This is a genomic window from Oleispirillum naphthae (assembly GCA_027864655.1).
In the GTDB taxonomy this organism is placed as follows: Bacteria; Pseudomonadota; Alphaproteobacteria; order Rhodospirillales; family Rhodospirillaceae; genus Oleispirillum; species Oleispirillum naphthae.
In genome coordinates, this window is the sequence record JAQAZG010000006.1 from 1 (window position 1) to 19,900 (window position 19,900).

Genomic DNA, 19,900 nt, shown 5'->3' on the forward strand with positions numbered 1-19,900 from the left:
GCGGGCACCCGCGAGGTCTCCGCCCATATCTCCGAGGTGACCGACGCCGCCGGGCGCGCCGGCGGCGGCGCCGACGAACTGCTCTCCGCGGCGGGGGAACTCGCCCGCCAATCGACGCGCCTGGACGGCGAGGTCAACGACTTCATCGCCCGCATCCGCACCGCGTAAGCCGTGCGCCGGGCGCTTCCGCAGGCCGCGGGAGCGCCCGGAGAACAACCGGATATGTTTCGTTACGGGGCGGAATGGTCTAAACTTTTTCACCCTTCACAGACAAGGCGAGACCTCCAAATGGCCCTCTCCGTCACCCCCCAGGAAACCCTGCTGCGCTCCCTCTTCATGGCCGGCCTCCACGCCGCCTCGCCGGAGCTCTGCCTCGCGCCCCACGTGCCCGCCGCGGCGGCCGGACGCACCATCGTGGTCGGCGCGGGAAAGGCCGCGGGGTCCATGGCCCTCGCCTTCGAAAAGCACTGGACCGGCGGCAACCTGGAGGGCCTGGTGGTCACGCGCTACGGCCATGCCTGCCCGACCCGCAAGATCGAGGTGGTGGAAGCGTCGCACCCGGTGCCCGATGCCGCGGGGCGGCAGGCGGCGGAGCGCATGCTGGCGATGATGCAGGGGCTTTCCGCCGACGACCTCGTGGTCTGCCTGATCTCCGGCGGCGGCTCCGCTCTGCTCGCCCTGCCCGCGCCCGGCATCTCCTTCGAGGCGAAGCGCGACATCAACATGCAGCTCCTCCTCTGCGGCGCGGACATCGCCGAGATCAACTGCGTGCGCAAGCACCTCTCGGCGATCAAGGGCGGACGGCTCGCCGCCGCCGCCGCACCGGCGCGGGTGCTCACGCTCGCGATCTCCGACGTGGTGGGCAACGACCCGGCGACCATCGCCTCCGGCCCCACGGTGCCCGACCCCTCCACCCTCGCCATGGCGCGGGAAATCGTCGCGCGCTACAAGCTCGCCTGCCCGCTGGAAATCACCGCCCGCCTCGCGGACCCCGCGGCGGAAACCCCCAAGCCCGGCGACCCGCGCCTGGCGCGCGGCGAATACCGCCTGATCGGCAGCCCCGTCGCCTCGCTGGAGGCCGCCTCCGCCCTCGCCGCGAATGCGGGCTACAAGGTGGTCAACCTCGGCGACGGCATCGCGGGCGACGCCCACGACGTGGCGCGCGAACAGGCGGCGATGGCGCTTGCGGCGAAGCGCCGCGGCGAAAAGACCTGCATCCTCTCCGGCGGCGAGACCACGGTGCAGGTCAAGGGCTCCGGCCGCGGCGGACGCAACACCGAATACCTGCTCGCCTTCTCCCTGGCGCTGGCGGGCGAACCCGGCATCTTCGCGCTTGCCTGCGATACCGACGGCATCGACGGCACCGAGGACAACGCCGGGGCCTTCTATGTGCCCGACCATTGGGATCAGGCGCAGTCCCTCGGCCTGTCGCCCGCCGACTACCTGGACAACAACGACGCCTACGGCTTCTTCCAGGCGATCGACGCCCTGGTGGAAACCGGCCCGACGCTGACCAACGTCAACGACTTCCGCGCCATCCTGATCGACCCGGTCTGAGACATTTCGGCGAACCGCCGCACCGCGGCCTTGCGCCGCGCGCGCAGGCGGGTAAAACGGATGTCTTCGAACGGCAAGACGGAAGGATCGGAAGCGATGAGCGGGTTGCGTGCGGTATGCGTGTTCTGCGGGTCCGGCGCAGGGGCGCGGCCGGAGTATGCCGCTGCGGCGGCGGAAATGGGCACGGCGGTCGCCGAGGCGGGGCTGCGCCTCGTCTACGGCGGCGGCAACGTCGGCCTGATGGGCAAGGCGGCGGATGCGGCGATGGCCGCGGGCGGCGAGGTGATCGGCGTGATCCCGCGCTTCCTCACCAGCCGCAAGGTGGAGCACCACGGCCTCTCCGAACTGCACGTCGTGGAAACCATGCACGCCCGCAAGGCGATGATGGCGGAACTCTCCGACGCCTTCGCCATTCTCCCCGGCGGCATCGGCACCCTGGAGGAACTCTTCGAGATCTGGACCTGGGCGCAGCTCGGCCTGCACGCCAAGCCCTGCGGCCTGCTCAACACCGCCGGATACTACGACGGGCTCAACGCCTTCCTCGATTCCGTGGTGACGGAGGGCTTCATGCAGGGCACCAGCCGCGCCACCCTGGCGGTGGCGGAAACCCCGCGCGGCCTGCTCGCAGCGCTCGCACGCGCCGCCGCGGCGGGCCCCGGCGGCAAGCCCCGCCTGGAACGCGCCTGAGCCTATTTCTCCAGGCGCGGGGCGAAGGCGCGGGCCTTGGCCATCGCCGCGGCTTTTTGTTCCGGAGTCAGATCGTTTTCCAACTTCAGGCGCAGTTGCTTGGCCACCGGGTCGCCCGCGCCCTCGGCCAGCACCGCCCATGTCGCCGCGGCCACCGGGTCCTTCGCCGTGCCGCGCCCCAGGGTGTAAAGCCCCGCCAGCTTGCCGTAGGCCGCCGCCATGCCCTGGCCGGCGGCGCGGGAAAACCACGCGAACGCCCCCGCCTCGTCCGGCTTGGGCGACGCCAGCAACGCCACGCCGAGGGCGAACTGCGCCTCCGCCAGCCCCTGCTCCGCCGCCTCGTGGAAGAGACCCACCGCCCGCGCCGGGTCGCGCTTCGCCCCGTCGCCGTCCCACAGCACCTTCGCCATGTTGTACTGCGCCGCGGCCAGCCCCTGCGCCGCCGCCTTCCCGTACCAGAACATCCCGGCCTCGCGGTCCGCCGCCGCGCCCTCGCCATGAAACAGCATGTAGCCGAGGTCCAGCTGCGCCGCCGCATGCCCCGCCGCCGCCGCGCGCTCGTACCACGCGCGCGCCGCGGGCAGGTCCGGCGTGCCGAGGCCCACGCCGTCCTTCAGCATGGTGGCGAACAGATACTCCGCCTCCGCATCGCCGCCGCGCGCCGCATCGCCGAACTCGCGCAACGCCGCCGCCGCATCCCCGGCGCGCAACGCCGCCCGCCCCTCCTCCACGCCCGCCCACGCGGGCGCGGCCAGAAGCAACGCCAAACCCGCCGCCGCGATCCTCAAACGCATCCGATGCCCTCCGGAAAACCTGGACACGGAATTATGCCGCCGCGGGCGAAAACAAAAGGTTAAAACCAAGCCGGGGCGCTGCCCCGGACCCGCAAGGGGCCGGACGGCCCCTTGACCCCATAACTTTCTGGTTTCTGCGCGAAGCGCGATAGACCCGTCACGCGGCGTGACGGTTGATAGCCGCTGCGCGGCGAAAAACCAAAGTTATGGGGGGAGTGGGGGGACCGAGTCCCCCCACGAAGTTTTATTTTTCCGCCCCTACACCGGCACCAGGCCCGGTTCCTCGTCCTGTTTTTCCGGGCGGTGGCGGGGGTGGTGCGGGTCTTCGGAGATGGCGAAGGCGAGCTTGCCGTCCGCGACCGTCACCTTGACCGTGCCGCCGTGGGCGAGGCGGCCGAAGAGGAGCTCCTCGGCGAGCGGCTTCTTGACGTGTTCCTGGATGACGCGGGCGAGCGGCCGCGCGCCGAAGGCGGCGTCGAAGCCCTTGTCGGCGAGCCAGGCGCGCGCCTCGGCGGAGAGTTCGATCCCCACCGCGCGGTCGCCGAGCTGGCTTTCCAGCTGCATCACGAACTTGTCCACCACCTTGAGCACGATCTCCGGCGGCAGGTGGGAGAACGCGATGATCGCGTCCAGGCGGTTGCGGAACTCCGGCGTGAACATCCGCTCGATCGCCTCGGTGTCCTCGCCTTCGCGCTGCCCCCGGCCGAAGCCCAAGGGCGCTTTCGCCATGTCGGAGGCCCCGGCATTGGTGGTGAGGATGAGGATGACGTTGCGGAAGTCCACGGACTTGCCGGCATGGTCGGTGAGATGGCCGTGGTCCATCACCTGGAGCAGCAGGTTGTAGACGTCGTTGTGCGCCTTCTCGATCTCGTCGAGCAGCAGCACGCAGTGCGGGTGCTGGTCCACCGCGTCGGTCAAGAGGCCGCCCTGGTCGAAGCCGACGTAGCCGGGCGGCGCGCCGATGAGGCGGGAGACGGTGTGGCGCTCCATGTATTCCGACATGTCGAAGCGCACCAGTTCGATGCCCAGGCTCTTCGCCAGCTGGCGCGCCGCCTCGGTCTTGCCGACGCCGGTGGGGCCGGAGAACAGGTAGTTGCCGATCGGCTTGTCCGGGTCGCGCAGCCCGGCGCGGGCGAGCTTGATCGCCGCGGCGAGTTCCTCGATCGCGGCATCCTGGCCGAACACCACGGTCTTGAGGTCGCGTTCCAGGGTCCTGAGCGCGCTGCGGTCGTCCTTGGACACCGCCTTGGGCGGGATGCGGGCGATCTTCGCCACCACCGCCTCGATATCGGCGACGCTGACGGTGCGCCGCCGTTTGGCGGGCGGCAGCAGCATGCGCGCCGCGCCCACCTCGTCGATCACGTCGATCGCCTTGTCCGGCAGCTTGCGGTCCGAGATGTAGCGCACCGAGAGGTCCACCGCCGCCTCGATCGCGGGCAGGGTGTAGCGCACCCCGTGGAAGGACTCGTAGTAGGGTTTCAGCCCCTTGAGGATCTTCACCGTATCGTCGCGCGAGGGCTCCGGCACGTCGATCTTCTGGAAGCGGCGCACCAGGGCGCGGTCCTTCTCGAACTGGTTGCGGAACTCCTTGTAGGTGGTGGAGCCGATGCAGCGCAGCTTGCCCGCCGCGAGCGCGGGCTTGAGCAGGTTGGAAGCGTCCATCGAACCGCCGGAGGTGGCCCCCGCGCCGATCAGGGTGTGGATCTCGTCGATGAACATCACCCCGCCGGGGAAGGATTCCATCTCCTTGATCACCTGCTTCAGGCGTTCCTCGAAGTCGCCGCGATAGCGCGTGCCCGCCAGCAGCACCCCCATGTCGAGCGCGAACACCGTGGCGTCGGCCAGCACCTCCGGCACCGCGCCATCGACGATGCGCAGCGCCAGGCCCTCGGCCAGGGCGGTCTTGCCGACGCCGGGGTCGCCGACGTAGAGCGGGTTGTTCTTGGCGCGGCGGCAGAGCACCTGGATGGTGCGCTCGATCTCCGCATCGCGGCCGATCAGCGGGTCGATGCGCCCTTCGCGCGCCTTGTCGTTCAGGTTGATGCAATAGGCCTTGAGCGCCTCGCCCACGGACTTCGGCGGCGGCGCCTCGGCGGCGGCGGGCTCGTCCGTGCCGCGCACCGGGCGCGCGTCGCTCATCTCCGGGTTCTTGGCGATGCCGTGGGAGATGTAGTTGACCGCATCCAGGCGCGTCATGTCCTGCAACTGCAAGAAGTAGACGGCGTGGCTCTCGCGTTCGGAGAACATCGAGACCAGCACGTTGGCGCCGGTCACCTCCTCGCGGCCCGAGGACTGCACGTGGATCACCGCGCGCTGCACCACCCGCTGGAAGCCGGAGGTGGGCTTGGGATCGCCCGGCTGTGCGGTGATCAGCGGCGTCAGCTCGGTGTCCATGAAGGCTTCGATATCGCTTTTCAGCTTGTCGAGATCGACGCCGCAGGCACGCAGCACCGCCACCGCGTCGCGGTCCTCGGCGAGCGCGTAGAGCAGGTGTTCCAGGGTCGCGTATTCGTGGCGGCGCGCCGTGGCTTCGGCGAGGGCGCGGTGCAGGCTGCGTTCCAGATTGCGCGACAACATCGGCGTCACTCCTTCTCGATCGTGCACTGCAACGGATGCTGATTCCGCCTCGCCAGATCCATCACCTGCCCGGCCTTGGTTTCCGCGACCTCGAAGGTGAAGACGCCGCAGACGCCGACGCCGCGATGATGGACCTTGAGCATGATCTCGGTGGCTTCATCATGGCTCTTGTTGAAAATCCGTTCCAGCACGTGAACCACAAACTCCATGGGCGTGTAGTCGTCGTTCAACATCAACACGCGATACATCGACGGCCGCTTGACCATCGTCCGCGCCTGCACGGAAACGCCGACGCGGCCGTCGTCGTCGTTCTGTCCGTCCCCCATACGGGGCGGCAATCCGCCCCCGGACATCGTCGCCTGGTGCCTCATCTCCGTTTCCAACCTCCTGCGCGGCCCCACCCGCCGCGGCCTTCGACTTTGATATGGGAGAAGCCCCCCGCCTACGGAAGGCCCTCCCCCAACAAACACCCCCGGCCGCCTCACGGCAGAAACCGCGAGAACGGCGGCGGCGGCAGGTCCGCCCGTCCGCTCACGCCATCGGCGGTCGCGGTGAGAAAGAATGCGCGGCTCTCCTTGCGGTTCTGCTCGGGGTAGGTTTGATCCTGCGGGCGGGGCGCGGCGAAGGCGCGGCCCGAGGGCAGCAGCGCCGCCGCCGGGAACCGCAGCGCGTCGTACGCCGCGCCGGGCGCGGCCCAGGCGTGGAACCACGGCTTGCCGTCGAGACAGCCCGCCCCGGTCCAGAAGAACCCCTGCCCGCTCAGGCGCACCGGCGCGGCAAGCGGCGTGAACGCGCCGTCGGCGGCCAGCGCCGCGGTCACCGCCTCCGCCTGCTCCGCCGTCCAGCGCGCTGCGAAGCGCTCGCCGCGCCAGGGCAGCAGCCCCGCCTCGATGACGCGCACGTCCTCGTCCCACACCGCGTTGTGCGCCAGGCGCAGCGAGGTGGTCCCCGGCGCGCAGGCGGCATGCAGGTCGTCCCCCGAAATGAAGGAGAACCAGGTGAGGCGGCGCACCGCCGGGTCGGCGACGTCGCCGGTGGCGGCGCAGCCGGAGAGAAGCGCACCGGCGGCGCAAACGGCCAAAGCCGCCCGCGCCGCGCGGAATGGGGTCGAACGGTGGTTCACCGGAGGTCCTTTCGTCGTTGTCGCCTTCCCGGATTTTGGGGTCGCGCACGGCGAGAATCCAGGGCTTTCGGATTCGCCGCGACTCGGCGGCAAAAAACGGCCTGGACAGCCGAGTCGCGGATATCTTATGGTGACCTTAAGAACCCCGGGGAATACCGGGGCGGCGGCGCAAGGGCCGCTCCGATACCGGTATGACTCGACGAAGGACGATATCTCATGCGCGAGCGCGTGGCGGCACGGCCCTCATCGCTCAACGGGCCGATTCAAGGCGCGTTCCGGCGCGGCGCGGCGGTCCGGGTGATCGCTCTCCTCGCCCTGGCCTGCTTCTGGCTGGCCGGCGCTCCGGACGCGACGGCCAAGTACGCCGCCTTCGTCATCGACGCCAATACCGGCCGCACCCTCTACGCCGACGGCGCCGACGTCCAGAACCACCCCGCCTCTCTCACCAAAATGATGACCCTCTACCTCCTGTTCGAGGATCTACAGGCCGGGCACATCACCCTGCGCAGCCCGCTCACCGTCACCGCGCGGGCGGAGCGCCAGCCGCCGAGCAGCCTCGGCCTGCACAAGGGACAGATCATCCCGGTGCACACCGCGATCGAGGCGCTGGTCATCAAGTCGGCCAACGACGTGGCGGTCACCGTGGCGGAAAACCTGGCGGGCAGCGAGGTTCTGTTCGCCCAGCGGATGACCGCGAAGGCGCGCCAGCTCGGAATGAGCCGCACCACCTTCCGCAACGCCTCGGGCCTGCACCACCGTGCGCAGCTCACCACGGCGCGCGACCTGGCGCGCCTGGCGCTCGCCTTGCAGCACGATTTCCCGAAATACTACAAATACTTCGCCCTCAAGGAATTCGACTTCGACGGGCAGACCATCTCCACCCACAACAACCTCTTGAAGTCCTATCCCGGCGCCGACGGCCTCAAGACCGGCTTCATCCAGGCCTCGGGCTTCAACCTCGCGGCCTCGGCGGTGCGCGGCGGCCACCGCCTGATCGCCGTGGTGATGGGCGGCAACACCGCGCGCTGGCGCGACCACCGCACCGCCGGCCTCTTGGACCGCGGCTTCCAGGAGATCGCGTTCGCCGACAACCGCCTGCCGCGCCCGCCGATGAACCCGGAAAATCCGCGCGCGCTCGCTTCGCTCTCGGGCGAAGGCGAGGAACGCGTCGCCGCCCTGGCGCTGCCGGCGGGCGTGGGCGAAGGCGACACCGACGCCGCCGCCCTGCCCGAACCCGCCCCCGAGAGGCCGCGCACCGTCGCGGCGCGGCCCGGCGCCTGGGGCATCCAGGTCGGGGCGTTCTCCGACCGCGCCGCGGCCGAGGGCGCGGCGCGCCACGCCATGGCGATGCAGACCGACGCCGCGGCGGCGCGCGCGCAAAGCCGCATCGAACCCCTCAAGGCCAAGACCAGAACGCTCTACCGCGCGCGCATCATCGGCCTCTCCTCCGGCGACGCCAACCGCGCCTGCACCCTGATCCAGCGGGAGGCCAAGCCGTGCATGGTGATCAAACCCTGACGCCGCTTCGCGCCGCACGCTCCGCCGCAAGGGGCGCGCCGTGCCTCATCTGACCCGCCGAACCCTTCTCGCCGGCATCGCCGCAAGCGCCGTCTGCGCGCCCGCGCCGTCGTTCGCCGCGGCGCTGCGGGCGGTGAGCTTCCCCTGGGCGCCGTGGAACGTCGGCAAGGCCGGGGAGACCGCGGTGGAAGGGGTGGCGGCGCGGCTCGCGCGGCAGGTGTTTTTGCGCGCCGGGCTTTCCGTCGGCATGACCCTGCAGCCCTGGCCGCGCTGTCACGCCGAGGCGAAAAGCGGTGCCGCCGACCTGATCTGGTGCATCACCCTCACCCCGGAGCGCGAGACCTATCTCGCCTATTCCCGTCCGCTGTGGCTGTCGTCGAATCTGGTCTTCCGCCGCCGCGAGGCCGCGCCGTGGAGCGGCTGGGGCGCACTGGCGGGCAAGACCCTGGGCATGGTGCGCGGCTACAACTACGGCCTCGACCGCGAAACGCTGCGCCGCCAGGGCACCCGCTTCGAACTGGTGAGCGGCGACGACGCGCTGATCCAGATGCTGGCCTCGCGGCGCATCGACGCCTTCGTCATGGACTGGCAGGTCTACTGCCTGCACGCCCGCATTCTCAGCCCGTCGGTCGCCGCGGCGGAGCCGAGCGGCCTTGCGGTGGCCGACCTTTCCTACCACATCGCCGCGTCGAAGCGCTCGCCCGCGGGGCGTGCGGCGCTGCCCGCGATCGACCGCGCCATCGCCGAAATGCACGACGACGGCAGCTTGGCGGCCGCCATCGCCCGCGGCATCGACCCGATGGAGCCGCCCGGCGCGCCGCCCACCCGCGCCGCCTTCTGACTACGCCCGCAAGGCCTCCGGCGGCGCGACGCCCGCGGCGGCCAGGTGCGCGGCCACCGCCGCCACCGCGGCGGCCAGCCCGGCCTCGGTCTTCGCCTCGGCGCGGACGGTAAGCTCCGCCTGGGTATTGGAGGCGCGCAACAGCCACCAGCCCTCCGCCGTTTTCACCCGCACGCCGTCCACCGTTTCCACCTCCGCGCCCGCCTCCGCCAGGCGCGCGGCCACCGCATCGACCACGGCGAACTTCTCCTCCTCGCCGCAGGGAATGCGCACCTCCGGCGTCGCGGGCAGGCGCGGCAGCGCGCCGTGCCAGGCGGAGAGTCCGCCCTGCCGCGCCGCCAGGCCCTCGATCAGGCGCAGCGCCGCATAGAGGCCGTCGTCGAAGCCGTAGTAGCGGTCGGCGAAGAAGATGTGGCCGCTCATCTCCCCGGCGAGCGGCGCGCCCTCCTCCGCCATGCGGGCGCGGATCAGCGAGTGCCCGGTGCGGCTCATCAGCGGCGCGCCGCCGAGGGCGCGGATGCGGTCGAACAGGGTCTGCGAGGACTTCACGTCGGCGATCACCGTCGCGCCGGGGCGGCGCGCCAGCACGTCCTCGGCGAGCAGCGCGAGGATGCGGTCGCCCCAGAGGATTTCGCCGGTCTCGTCCACCACGCCGAGGCGGTCGCCGTCGCCGTCGAAGGCGACGCCGAGGTCCGCCCCCTCGGCGCGCACCGCCGCGGCGAGCGGCGCAAGGTTGGCGGCCACCGCCGGGTCCGGGTGATGATGGGGGAAGCGCCCGTCCACCTCGGGAAACAGCACCCGGTGCCGCCCGGGCAGGCGGCGCGCCAGTGCCTCCGCCACCGGGCCGGTGGCGCCGTTGCCGCAGTCCCACACCACCGAAAGCGGCCGCGCCGGGGCGATGTCGCGCAGCAGGCGGGCGACGTAGGCGTCCTCCACCTCGCGTTCCTCCACCGCGCCGTCGCCGGAGACGAAGTCCCCCGCCGCGGCGCGCGCGCCGAGCGCGCGGATATCCGGGCCGAACAGCGGGCGGCCGCCCATCACCATCTTGAAGCCGTTGTGGTCCGCCGGATTGTGCGAGGCGGTGACGATGATCCCGGCGTCGGCCTTGAGCGCCTCCACCGCGAAGAACAGCATCGGCGTCGGGCCGCGCCCCACCGAGAGCACGGTGACGCCGGAGGCGGTCAGCCCGTCGATCAGCGCGGCGGCGAGATCGGGGGAGGAAAGCCGCCCGTCGCGCGCCACCGCCACGGTGCCGCCGCCCGCCTCGATCAGCCGCGAGCCGAAGGCCATGCCGAGGGCCACCGCGTCGGCGATGCGCAGGGTGCGCCCCACCTCGCCGCGGATGTCGTAGTCGCGCAGGATCGCGGGGTGGAAGCGGTGGCCGTGCACCGTCACCCGGCCGTCCCGGAGGCCGCAACCGGGCGGCCGACGCACGAATAGGCGAAGCCCCGCTCCGTCATCTCCCTGGGATCGTAGATGTTGCGCAGGTCCACCATCACCGGCGCGGCCATCAGCGCCTTGACGCGGGCGAGGTCGAGGCTGCGGAAGGCGTTCCACTCGGTGAGGATGACCAGCGCGTCCGCCCCCTCCATCGCCGCGTAGGCATCGGCGCAATAGGCCACCTCCGGCGGCAGCAGCGGCTTCGCCTCGGCCATGCCCTCGGGGTCGAAGGCGCGCACCCTGGCGCCCGCGGCGAGCAGCCCGGGAACGAGGTCGAGGCTGGCGCTGTCGCGCATGTCGTCGGTGTTGGGCTTGAAGGTCAGCCCCAGCACCGCCACCGTCTTCCCCGCGAGAACGCCCCCCACCGCCGCGGCGACGCGGCCGGTGAGCGCCTTCTTGCGCCTGTCGTTGATGTCCACCGTGGTCTCGATCAGGCGCATCGGCGAGCCGTAGTCCTTCGCCGTGCGCACCAGGGCCAGCGTGTCCTTGGGGAAGCACGAGCCGCCGTAGCCCGGCCCGGGGTGCAGGAACTTCTTGCCGATGCGGCCGTCCAGTCCGATGCCGCGGGAAACGTCGTGCACGTCCGCGCCGACCGCCTCGCAGAGATCGGCGATCTCGTTGATGAAGGTGATCTTCATCGCCAGGAAGGCGTTGCCCGCGTACTTGATGAGTTCCGAGGTCTCGCGGGAGGTGAAGACGATCGGCGTCTCGATCAGGTAGAGGACGCGGTAGAGCTGGCGCATCACCTCGCGGGCGCGCTCGCTCTCGGTGCCGATGACCACGCGGTCGGGGCGCATGAAGTCGTTGATCGCCGAGCCTTCGCGCAGGAACTCGGGGTTGGAGACGACGTCGAAATCGGCGTCCGGGCAGGTCTTGCGGATGATCTCCTCGACCTCGCGGCCGGTGCCCACCGGCACCGTCGATTTGGTCACCACCACGGTGTAGCCGTCCATCGCGGCGGCGATCTCCTCCGACGCCGCATAGACGTAGGAGAGGTCGGCGTGGCCGTCGCCGCGGCGCGACGGCGTGCCCACCGCGATGAACACCGCATCCGCCGCGCGCACCGCATCCGCAAGATCGGTGGTGAACGACAGCCGCCCCGCCTTGACGTTGGAGCGAACCATGTCGTCGAGGCCGGGTTCGAAGATCGGAATCTCGCCCCGCTTCAGCATCTCGATCTTGCGGGCGTCCTTGTCCACGCAGACCACGTCGATGCCGAATTCGGAAAAACACGTTCCCGACACCAGACCGACATAGCCGGTGCCGATCATCGCAATACGCATTGTCGCTTCACTCCACCTGTAAACGCGTGCCTGCCTTCAGCAGACCAGATCCCTCAGCGCGGCGCGCACGTCGTCGGCCAGATCCGGCCGGTGCAGCGCGAAGGCCACGTTGGCCTGCAAAAAGCCCACCTTGTCGCCGCAGTCGAAGCGCACGCCCTCAAACCGCAGGCCGTGGAACGGCACCACCGCGAGCGTCGTCGCCAGCGCGTCGGTGAGCTGAATCTCGTTGCCCGCGCCGATCATCCGCCGCCCCAAGGGCGAGAACACCACCGGGTCGAGGATGTAGCGCCCGATGATCGACAGCGTCGAGGGCGCGTCCGCGGGCTTGGGTTTCTCCACCAGGCCCTTGGCCTTGGCGAGCTTGCCGTCGTCGGTCTCGATGTCGAGGATGCCGTAGCGGAAGGTGTGCTCGCGCGGCACGTCCTGCACCGCCACCAGATTGCCGCCCAGCGGATCGTAGACGTCGGTCATCTGCTTGAGCACCGGCTCGTCGGCGAGGATCAGGTCGTCCGGCAGGATCACCGCGAACGGCTCGCCGCCCACCAGGTGGCGCGCGCACCACACCGCATGGCCGAGGCCCAAGGGCTCGGTCTGGCGGGTGTAGCTGATCTGCCCGGAGCGCGGCATGAAGCGGCGCACCGCGTCCAGCGCCTCGTCCTTGTGGCGCTCCTCGAGCATGCGCTCCAGCTCCGGCGCGTAGTCGAAGTGATCCTCCAGCGCGTTCTTGCCGCGCCCGGTGACGAAGATGAAGTGCTCCACCCCCGCCGCCGCGGCTTCCTCCACCGCGTACTGAATCAGCGGTTTATCGACGACCGGAAGCATCTCCTTCGGCATCGCCTTGGTCGCGGGCAGGAAGCGCGTACCCATGCCGCCGACCGGGAAAACCGCCTTGCGAACTCGATGACCCATGAAAGACTCCAACGTCTCTGCGAAGCGCGGATTTCACACACACCGCGCGGGGTTCTTATAAGCCGGGGCGCGGCGGGAAGTCCAGACCCGGCAGGTGACCGAACGATGACCGCCGCTCAGGCGTTCGGGATCAGGCCGGTGAAGCCGATGGCGTTGAACAACGCCCGCAATTCCTGGCGTGCTGCGATATGGGACACCGAAAGGTCCACCGCAATGCCGGGACGCCTGAGGTCGAGCAGGGTCAGGCCGGAAAGGAACAGTTCGCGGTAGATCACCCGCTCGCCCAGCCCCGCCACCGGGGTGAAGCCGATGCGCTCCGCCAGGGAGGCGATCGCCGCCTCCATCGCCCGCTTGTTGTGCGCATCCAGGTTGGACAGGCGGTTGCGCAAAACGAACCAGCGCAACGCCGCGCGGCCCTGGCGGGCGCGCTCCTTGCGGGTGTCCCACACCAGCTCGGCGTAATGGCTGGGCGCGAGCACGCGGTGGGTCTCCGGCTCGACCCGGCCGAGCACGTCGAGATCGACGAAGCTGTCGTTCAGCGGCGTGATCAGGGTGTCGGCGAAGACATGCCCGGCGCGCGACAGCCCGGTCGCCGCGCCGGGGGTATCGACGATCAGGAGTTCCTCGTTGCGGATCGCCGTCAGCGCCAGTTCCGCCAGTTCCTCGATGCCGTCGCCCGCCATGGTGTAGACCGTCGGCACCGGCAGGATGACGCCGGTCTTGCGCACCGTCTCCACGCGGTTTTCCACATAGCGCGACACCGACTTCTGCCGCGGGTCGAGGTCGATGATGCCGACGCGCCCGCCCGCGTTGGCGAAGGCCACCGCCATGTGCATGGCGATCGTCGATTTGCCGGTGCCGCCCTTTTCGTTGCCGATCACCACCACGTGGGCCGGTCTTTCTTGTTGCGCGCCGATGGCCACCTTGCCCCCCGTCCGCCGCGCCGCCATGTCCTTGGTTTTACAAAAGGCGCGGTGTCATCAGGAAGCCACATTCCACGCCCCGCCGCAACCCCGGCGAAGCGCAAAAAAACCGCGCAAAAACCGCCGCGGCGGAATATGCCCGCCGTGGATTTACATTGTACACAAAGCCCGGTAGCGTACGTGGAAATCGAATACGCCCGCATGCCCGCAGCCGCGCCGCGGGAGGTTTCCGCCCCGTCGTTCCCCACCCCTGCCGCGTGCCCGTGAAATGCTGTCCGAAAGTCTCCACCACATCCTGCTCTCCGCGCCGCTGTTCCTGCTGATTTTCATCGGTTACGCGGCGATGCGCGCCTTCAAATGGCCGCACGCGATGGCCGACCACCTGTCGAAGTTCGTCTTCAACATCCTCGTCCCGGCGCTTCTGTTCAGCACGATGTCGCGGTTTTCCTCCCTGCCGCCCGTGGACTCCCGGCTGCTCATCGCCTTTTTCGGCAGTTGCCTGATCGTCTTCGCGATCGGCCGCCTCGCCGCCTGGAGGCTGTTCCGGCTGGATGGGGTGTCGCAGTCGGTGTTCGGCGTCGGCTGCATCTTCTCCAACAACGTGTTCCTCGGCATTCCTCTGGCCAAGGCGACCCTCGGCGAGGCGTCGCTGCCGTCGGTGTCGCTGATCGTCGCGTTCAACGCGCTGGTCCTGTGGACCCTGGTCACCGTTTCCGTGGAGTGGTCGCTGCACGGCAGCCTGTCGTTCCGGGGCTTCGCCAAGATGCTGCGGAGCGTCCTCCTCAACCCGATCATCGTCGCCATCGTCGCCGGGCTGGCCTTCGATGCGAGCGGCCTCGCCCTGCCGGCGCTCATCGACGCGCCGGTCCAGATGCTGGCGAAGGCCACCTCGCCGATGGCGCTGGTGACCCTCGGCATGGGGCTCGCCAAGTTCGGCTTCCGCGCGGGCTGGCGCGAGGGTTCGGCGATCGCCGTCTTCAAGCTCGCGGTGCAGCCCGCCGTGGTCTGGGTCCTGGCGCTGCTGCTCGGCCTGCCGCCCCTGGAAACCCAGTCGATCGTCATGCTCGCGTCGATCGCCGTCGGCTTCAACGTCTACCTGATGGCCGACCAGTTCGGCAAGATGGGCGCCGCCACCGCCTCGGCCATCGTCATGTCCACCCTCCTCGCCGCGGTGACCACGCCGGTGGCGATCGCCCTGGTGCGCTGAAGCGGCGGTTTTCCGCTGGACAGCGCCCCTCCGGCGTGGTTATCTCCGCCCCCTGAGTTTTTCGCACATGCCCGGTTTCGCTGGAGACCCGGCAGGTTTGCTATGCGTGGAGAATGGAACGGATGCCCGTGAACAAGCAGCTTGCCCTGCCGGTCGCCGCCATGGTGGTGGTGGTGGTGGTTTCGAACATCATGGTGCAGTACCCGATCAACGACTGGCTGACCTATGGCGCGTTGACCTATCCGGTGGCGTTTTTCGTCACCGACCTGACCAACCGCGCCTTCGGCCCGGCGCAGGCGCGCCGCGTGGTGCGCTGGGGGTTCTTCTGCGCGGTGGTCCTCTCGGCATGGGTGGCGACGCCGCGCATCGCCTTCGCCTCCGGCTCCGCCTTCCTGGTGGCGCAGTTGCTGGACGTCTTCGTGTTCAACCGCCTGCGCAAGGAAAGCTGGTGGAAAGCGCCGCTCGCCTCCTCGGTGATCGGCTCGGCGATCGACACCACCTTGTTCTTCTCCCTCGCCTTCGCCGGTTCCGGCCTGCCGTGGCTGACCTGGGCCTATGGCGACTTCGCGGTGAAGATCGGCATGGCGCTCCTGATGCTTGCGCCCTATGGCGGCATCGTCCGCAGGCGTTTCGCCGGCGTTTGATTTTTATCCCTTTGTTAAACCTGCCCCGCTAAGGTGAAAACCGGACCGGCGCGCGAGCGCGCGGTCCGGTTCGGCTGTTTCCGGCGGAGGCCCCCTTGCCGCGCATCTTCCCGCGCATCGTCTGCATTCTCGCCGCCGCGCTCGCCGCCGCGCTGCCGGTGCGCGAGGCCGCGGCGCAGAGCCGCAAGCCGCTCACCCGCATGGAAAAGCTGATGGCGATTCCGCGCTTCCGCGAGGAACTGCGCCTCATCGTGGACGGCCTGGCGCAATATGCGGAAAGCCGCGACCCGCGCTTCCTTCTGGTCGGGCGGATGCCCTTGGGCCTGATGGCGACGAGCCCCTGGGAGCAGCAGCGCGAAAGCCTGCTCGACCCGGCCTCCCTCGACCGCGAGCCGGTGCCCGACACCGCGCCGGGCGCGCCGTTCCGCCGCATCCTGCACGATCTCGACGCGGTGGCGCTGGACGGCGTCAACTGCCCCAAACCGCCGCCGAAACCCGACGCGCCCAAGCCCTCCCGCGCCGAGGAAATGAAGGCGCAGGCGATCGCGCAACGCATCGCGGCGGTCCGCGCCTCGGGGATGCGGGTGATCTCGCTGGACCCGTGCGCCGCCGCCGACCCCTTCGCCACGGCGAAGCGCGGCCGCGCGGAGAAGACGCTGAGCATCGCCGAAATCGGCGCCCCGGACGCGCCGCAGCGCCTGCCCAAGGGCCGCCCGCCGTTCGAGAACGCCGCCAACGTGGACAACCTGGGCGACGTGAAGAACGGCCTGTGGATGCGCGGCCCGCGCGCCTATGCGTCGAAGGACGACTGGCTGATGGCCTTGGGTGAAAGCAACGCCGATCTGGTGATCGTCGATGCCTTCTACGCCGCCGACAAGCCGCTGACCCGCACCGACGTGCGCGGCCTGAAATACAAGCGCCTGGGCGCGCGCCGCCTGCTGCTGGCGGAGATCAACCTTTCCGCGGCGCGCGACGACCGCTACTACTGGAAGCGCGGCTGGCGGGTCGGGGAACCCGCCTTCCTGCGCGAGCCGTTGCCGGGCATGCCCTCGGACATTCTCGTCAACTACTGGATGCCGGAGTGGAAAGAAATCCTCGGGGCATACTTCAAGGGATTGATGGACCTGGGCTTCGACGGCGTGTTGCTGGACGGGCTGAACGCCCCCGACCGTCTGGAGTACGAGGTCTTCCTCGAATGAACCTGGGATCGAACCGCCATGCTGCCGACCGTCCGTTCCTATGAGGATTCGCGCCGCGCGTTCCGCTGGCACATTCCGGAGGCGTTCAACGCCGCCGCGGACAGCCTCGACCGCCAGTGCCGCCCCGGCGCCGATCCGGACCGCACCGCTCTCGTCGCGCCGCTCGCCGACGGCACCACCGCGCATTTCAGCTACGGCGCGCTGAAGCGCCTGTCCGACCTGCTCGCCGCCGCCTTCGCCGGGCGCATGCTGGAGCCCGGAGCGTGCGTCGCCACCCTGCTGCCGCAGGGGCTGGAGATGGCGCTTTCCGCGCTCGCCGCGCTCAAGGCGGGCGGCGTCGTCGCGCCGATGGACGCGGCCTGGCCCCCCGCCGGACTCGCCGCGGCGATGGCGGCGGCGGAACCCCGCATCATCGTCGCCGACCGCGCCTCTCTCGCCGTGGCGCGGCGCGCCGCCGCACGGCTGGACCCCGTGCCCGCCGTGCTTTGCGTCTCCTCCCCCTCGGACGAGGCGGAGGACTTCTGGGCGGCGCTCTACGGCGCGCCGCCGGTGCCGGTGAGCGCGTCCACCAACGCCGGCGATCCCGCCTTCCTGGTGTTCTCGCAGGGGCGCACCGGCCCGGCCAAGGCGATCCTGCACGCGCACCGCGCGGTGCTGGGCCATCTGCCCGGCCTGGAAATGGTGTTCGAGGAGATTCCGCGCGGCGGCGACATGCTGTGGTGCGCGGCGGAACCGGCGCACCCCATGGGCCTGATCTCCGGCCTGTTCGGACCGTGGATTCTCGGGGTTCCGGTGCTCGCCATGGCGGCCCCGGCCACCGGCGCGGCGGCGGAGGCGTGCTTCGCCCACATCGCCCGCCACGGCGTGCGCCTGGCGCTCTTCACCCCCGCCGCGATCGACGGCCTGCGCCGCTTCCCCGAGCCGCGCGCCCACTACAGCTTCGCCCTGCGCGCCGCCGCCTGCGTCGGCGGACGCCCGCCGCAGGACGCCGACGACTGGTGCCGCGAAACCCTCGGCCTGCCGCTCGGGCGCATCTACGGCGAGGCGGAGACCGGCCCGATCGCCGCCACCCACCCCCACTGGTTTTCCGGCGAGGGCGACGCGGCGATCGGCCGCGCCATTCCCGGCACGGTGCTGGGCGTGGTGGACGCCGACGGCCAGAGCGTGCCGATCGGCGCGGTCGGCCATGTCGCGGTGACCCAGGACCACCCCGGCCTCTGCCTCGGCTACGAGGGGCAGGCCGCAGCGGTGGCGCAGTGGGCGCGGCGCAAATACGTCGGCCGCTGGTTCCTCACCGACGACATCGCGAGCCTCGACGACGACGGCAACCTCTCCTTCGTCGCCAAGGCGGACGACGTCCTCCCCGCCGAGCAGGCGGGCTTCCTCCCCGACGACGTGGAGCGCGTGCTCGCCGCCCACCGCATGGTCGAGGCGGCGGCGGTGCTCGCCCTGCCGGACGCGGCGGGCAATCCGGAAGTGGTGGCGGCGGTGGTGGCCAAGCCGGGCTCGGGCCGCGGCGACGCCGCGGCGGAGGCCCTGCTCGCCGCCGACATCCTGGCTGCGGCGGCGAAGAGCCTTGCGCCCTATGCGCTGCCCAAGCGGCTGATCTTCGTGGCGGAGATTCCGCGCACCAACGAAAACCGGGTGCACCGCGCGCGGTTGCGCGGCCTTCTGGAAAAACCCTCCGTCAGTTCGTGACGGCGGGGGTTTCCGCGGGGGTCTCGAAATAACCGTGCGGCGCGAACAACGGCTCGGCGGCGCGGCGGGCGGCAAGGCGCGCCGCCTGATGGGCGCGTATCCGGCGCGGCAGCGGCAGGGGCGGCAGGACGAGGCGGCGCGGACGCGGCGCCGGAGCCTCGGCCGCGCCGTGCTCGCGGGCGCGGCAGGTGGGGCAATAGCGCGCCTCGAACGGCATCGGGGCGAGGCAATGGGGGCACAGCGACGCGCGCGCGCGCCACAGGCCCACGGCCATCACGCCGATCGGCCCGGCGGCCGCGCCGGCGGTGCCCCACACCTTGGTGTTCAGCCCCTTGCGGCGCGCCCACTCGCGCGCCCACAGCGAACAGCAGGCGAAGCCGCCCGCATAACCGACGCCGATCATCCATGCATTCATGCGGGTTCCCCGTATCCGGTCCTACCTGCGCGGGACCGACCGGGGAGTCTTCAGAATCGCCCGGTCTCGTCCATCGCGGCGTGCAGGGCGTGTTCCAGGCGGTCGAACGCCGCCGAATTCCCCGGCAGACCGAACCGCAGCCATTCGGGGCGGGCGGCGAAGGCCCGCACCAGCACGCCTTGCCTCGCGAGCGCATGATACAATGCGAGGCTGGCCTCGAAGTGTGTCAGTCTGAATAAATCTGTGCCGCCGGCCACGGTCAGCCCGCAGCGCGCGAAGAGGTCGTCGAGGCGCGCCGCCATCGCCGCCAGTTCGCGCCGCGCCGCGGAAATCCACGGCCTGTCGGCAAGCGCCCGCGCGCCGAGTTCCGCCGCCGGGCCGGAAACCGCCCACGGCCCCATGGCGGCGGCGAGCCGCGCGCCGAATTCCGGCGGGCACAGCGCGAAGCCCAGCCGCGCCCCGGCGAGGCCGAAGAACTTGCCGAAGGACCGCAGCACGATGAGGCCGGGAATCCCCGCATGGCGCGCCAGGCTGATCTCCGGCGTGACGTCGCAGAACGCCTCGTCCACGATCAGCCAGCGGCCATCGCGGCCGCGGCGCTCCGCGCGGCGCAGCAGGTCCAGCGCCTCATAGGCGCGGCCGTCCGGATTGTTGGGGTTGACCACCACCAGCACCGCGGCGTCGTCCCCCGCCTCGATCCCCGCGACCTCGCGCACCGGCAGGCCGCAGGCGGCCCAGGCGGCGGCATGTTCGCCGTAGGTGGGGGAGACCACCGCCACGCCGGGCGCGGCGATCAGGCGCGGCAGCCACTGGATCAGCGCCTGGGTGCCCGGCGCGGCGACCACCGCCGCGGCCGCGGCCACGCCGTATCCGGCGCGCGCCGCGGCGAGCAGCGCCTCGTTGCGCGCGGCGTCGGGCAGCGCCCCCCACGCCGCGGCGGAAACCCCCGCCACCGGGTACGGGTTGGGGTTGATCCCCGTGGAAAGGTCGAGCCACTCCGCGCGCGGCACGCCGTAGCGCGCCTCCGCAGCCGCCAGATCGCCGCCGTGTATCGGCAGGGCGTCGTCGTCGATCACCGCCACACT

Annotated in this window: 18 protein-coding genes; 8 read left to right on the forward strand and 10 right to left on the reverse strand. The window is 70.7% G+C overall.

Features of this window, described 5'->3' with window-relative positions; translation table 11 throughout:
• The first annotated feature begins 288 nt into the window (after positions 1-288).
• Both O7R11_RS07810 and O7R11_RS07815 read left to right on the forward strand, forming a co-directional pair.
• Positions 289-1,557, forward strand: coding sequence for a glycerate kinase type-2 family protein (locus O7R11_RS07810; protein ID WP_337996946.1), 1,269 nt, complete (start codon positions 289-291; stop codon positions 1,555-1,557).
• A gap of 96 nt (positions 1,558-1,653) precedes the next feature.
• On the forward strand, positions 1,654-2,244 hold the full coding sequence (locus O7R11_RS07815; protein ID WP_337996947.1) for an LOG family protein: 591 nt from the start codon (positions 1,654-1,656) through the stop codon (positions 2,242-2,244).
• Between the two features lie 2 nt (positions 2,245-2,246).
• On the opposite strand, the gene O7R11_RS07820 is transcribed toward O7R11_RS07815, so the two are convergent.
• The 4 genes from O7R11_RS07820 to O7R11_RS07835 all read right to left on the reverse strand — a co-directional run bounded on the left by O7R11_RS07820 (position 2,247) and on the right by O7R11_RS07835 (position 6,738).
• Entirely contained in the window at positions 2,247-3,038 is a 792-nt protein-coding gene (locus O7R11_RS07820; protein WP_337996948.1) for a tetratricopeptide repeat protein, read from the reverse strand.
• Positions 3,039-3,296: 258 nt separating this feature from the next.
• Positions 3,297-5,615 carry an ATP-dependent Clp protease ATP-binding subunit ClpA gene (gene clpA, locus O7R11_RS07825; RefSeq protein ID WP_337996949.1) on the reverse strand — a complete coding sequence of 773 codons (2,319 nt, stop codon included), beginning with the start codon at positions 5,613-5,615 and terminating at the stop codon, positions 3,297-3,299.
• Between the two features lie 5 nt (positions 5,616-5,620).
• A complete protein-coding gene (gene clpS, locus O7R11_RS07830; RefSeq protein WP_420792978.1) occupies positions 5,621-5,941 on the reverse strand; it encodes an ATP-dependent Clp protease adapter ClpS in 321 nt (106 codons plus the stop codon).
• A 155-nt stretch (positions 5,942-6,096) separates the two neighbouring features.
• Positions 6,097-6,738 carry a hypothetical protein gene (locus O7R11_RS07835; protein WP_337996950.1) on the reverse strand — a complete coding sequence of 214 codons (642 nt, stop codon included), beginning with the start codon at positions 6,736-6,738 and terminating at the stop codon, positions 6,097-6,099.
• A gap of 216 nt (positions 6,739-6,954) precedes the next feature.
• On the opposite strand from O7R11_RS07835, the gene O7R11_RS07840 reads away from it, so the two are divergent.
• Positions 6,955-8,256 (forward strand): D-alanyl-D-alanine carboxypeptidase family protein, encoded by a 1,302-nt coding sequence (locus O7R11_RS07840; RefSeq protein ID WP_337996951.1) that lies wholly within the window; start codon positions 6,955-6,957, stop codon positions 8,254-8,256.
• A gap of 40 nt (positions 8,257-8,296) precedes the next feature.
• Positions 8,297-9,097: a substrate-binding periplasmic protein gene (locus O7R11_RS07845; protein ID WP_337996952.1), complete on the forward strand. Its 801-nt coding sequence runs from the start codon at positions 8,297-8,299 to the stop codon at positions 9,095-9,097.
• Here O7R11_RS07845 and pgmG read toward each other — a convergent pair whose 3' ends face one another.
• The 4 genes from pgmG to O7R11_RS07865 form a co-directional block, all read right to left on the reverse strand.
• Entirely contained in the window at positions 9,098-10,492 is a 1,395-nt protein-coding gene (gene pgmG / locus O7R11_RS07850; RefSeq protein WP_337996953.1) for a phosphoglucomutase/phosphomannomutase PgmG, read from the reverse strand. It lies immediately after the preceding gene.
• Positions 10,489-11,820, reverse strand: a complete 1,332-nt coding sequence (locus O7R11_RS07855; RefSeq protein WP_337996954.1) for a UDP-glucose dehydrogenase family protein — start codon at positions 11,818-11,820, stop codon at positions 10,489-10,491. Before O7R11_RS07855 ends, pgmG begins: the two co-directional genes overlap by 4 nt.
• A gap of 36 nt (positions 11,821-11,856) precedes the next feature.
• A complete protein-coding gene (galU, locus tag O7R11_RS07860; RefSeq protein WP_337996955.1) occupies positions 11,857-12,729 on the reverse strand; it encodes a UTP--glucose-1-phosphate uridylyltransferase GalU in 873 nt (290 codons plus the stop codon).
• Between the two features lie 116 nt (positions 12,730-12,845).
• On the reverse strand, positions 12,846-13,652 hold the full coding sequence (locus tag O7R11_RS07865; RefSeq protein WP_337996956.1) for a division plane positioning ATPase MipZ: 807 nt from the start codon (positions 13,650-13,652) through the stop codon (positions 12,846-12,848).
• 268 nt (positions 13,653-13,920) lie between these two features.
• Here O7R11_RS07865 and O7R11_RS07870 point away from each other — a divergent pair, with 268 nt between their 5' ends.
• From O7R11_RS07870 to O7R11_RS07885, 4 genes are all read left to right on the forward strand, one after another.
• The gene (locus tag O7R11_RS07870; protein ID WP_337996957.1) at positions 13,921-14,859 is read left to right on the forward strand and encodes an AEC family transporter; all 939 of its coding nucleotides are present in this window, start codon (positions 13,921-13,923) and stop codon (positions 14,857-14,859) included.
• A gap of 122 nt (positions 14,860-14,981) precedes the next feature.
• Positions 14,982-15,503 (forward strand): queuosine precursor transporter, encoded by a 522-nt coding sequence (locus O7R11_RS07875; protein WP_337996958.1) that lies wholly within the window; start codon positions 14,982-14,984, stop codon positions 15,501-15,503.
• A 95-nt stretch (positions 15,504-15,598) separates the two neighbouring features.
• On the forward strand, positions 15,599-16,702 hold the full coding sequence (locus O7R11_RS07880) for a hypothetical protein (protein WP_337996959.1): 1,104 nt from the start codon (positions 15,599-15,601) through the stop codon (positions 16,700-16,702).
• A gap of 18 nt (positions 16,703-16,720) precedes the next feature.
• Positions 16,721-18,400, forward strand: coding sequence for an AMP-binding protein (locus O7R11_RS07885; protein ID WP_337996960.1), 1,680 nt, complete (start codon positions 16,721-16,723; stop codon positions 18,398-18,400).
• Here the strand turns inward: O7R11_RS07885 and O7R11_RS07890 are convergent.
• Both O7R11_RS07890 and cobD read right to left on the reverse strand, forming a co-directional pair.
• On the reverse strand, positions 18,390-18,815 hold the full coding sequence (locus O7R11_RS07890) for a hypothetical protein (RefSeq protein WP_337996961.1): 426 nt from the start codon (positions 18,813-18,815) through the stop codon (positions 18,390-18,392). The genes O7R11_RS07885 and O7R11_RS07890 overlap by 11 nt on opposite strands.
• A 50-nt stretch (positions 18,816-18,865) precedes the next feature.
• Positions 18,866-19,891, reverse strand: a complete 1,026-nt coding sequence (gene cobD / locus O7R11_RS07895) for a threonine-phosphate decarboxylase CobD (RefSeq protein ID WP_337996962.1) — start codon at positions 19,889-19,891, stop codon at positions 18,866-18,868.
• Between the last annotated feature and the right edge of the window lie 9 nt (positions 19,892-19,900).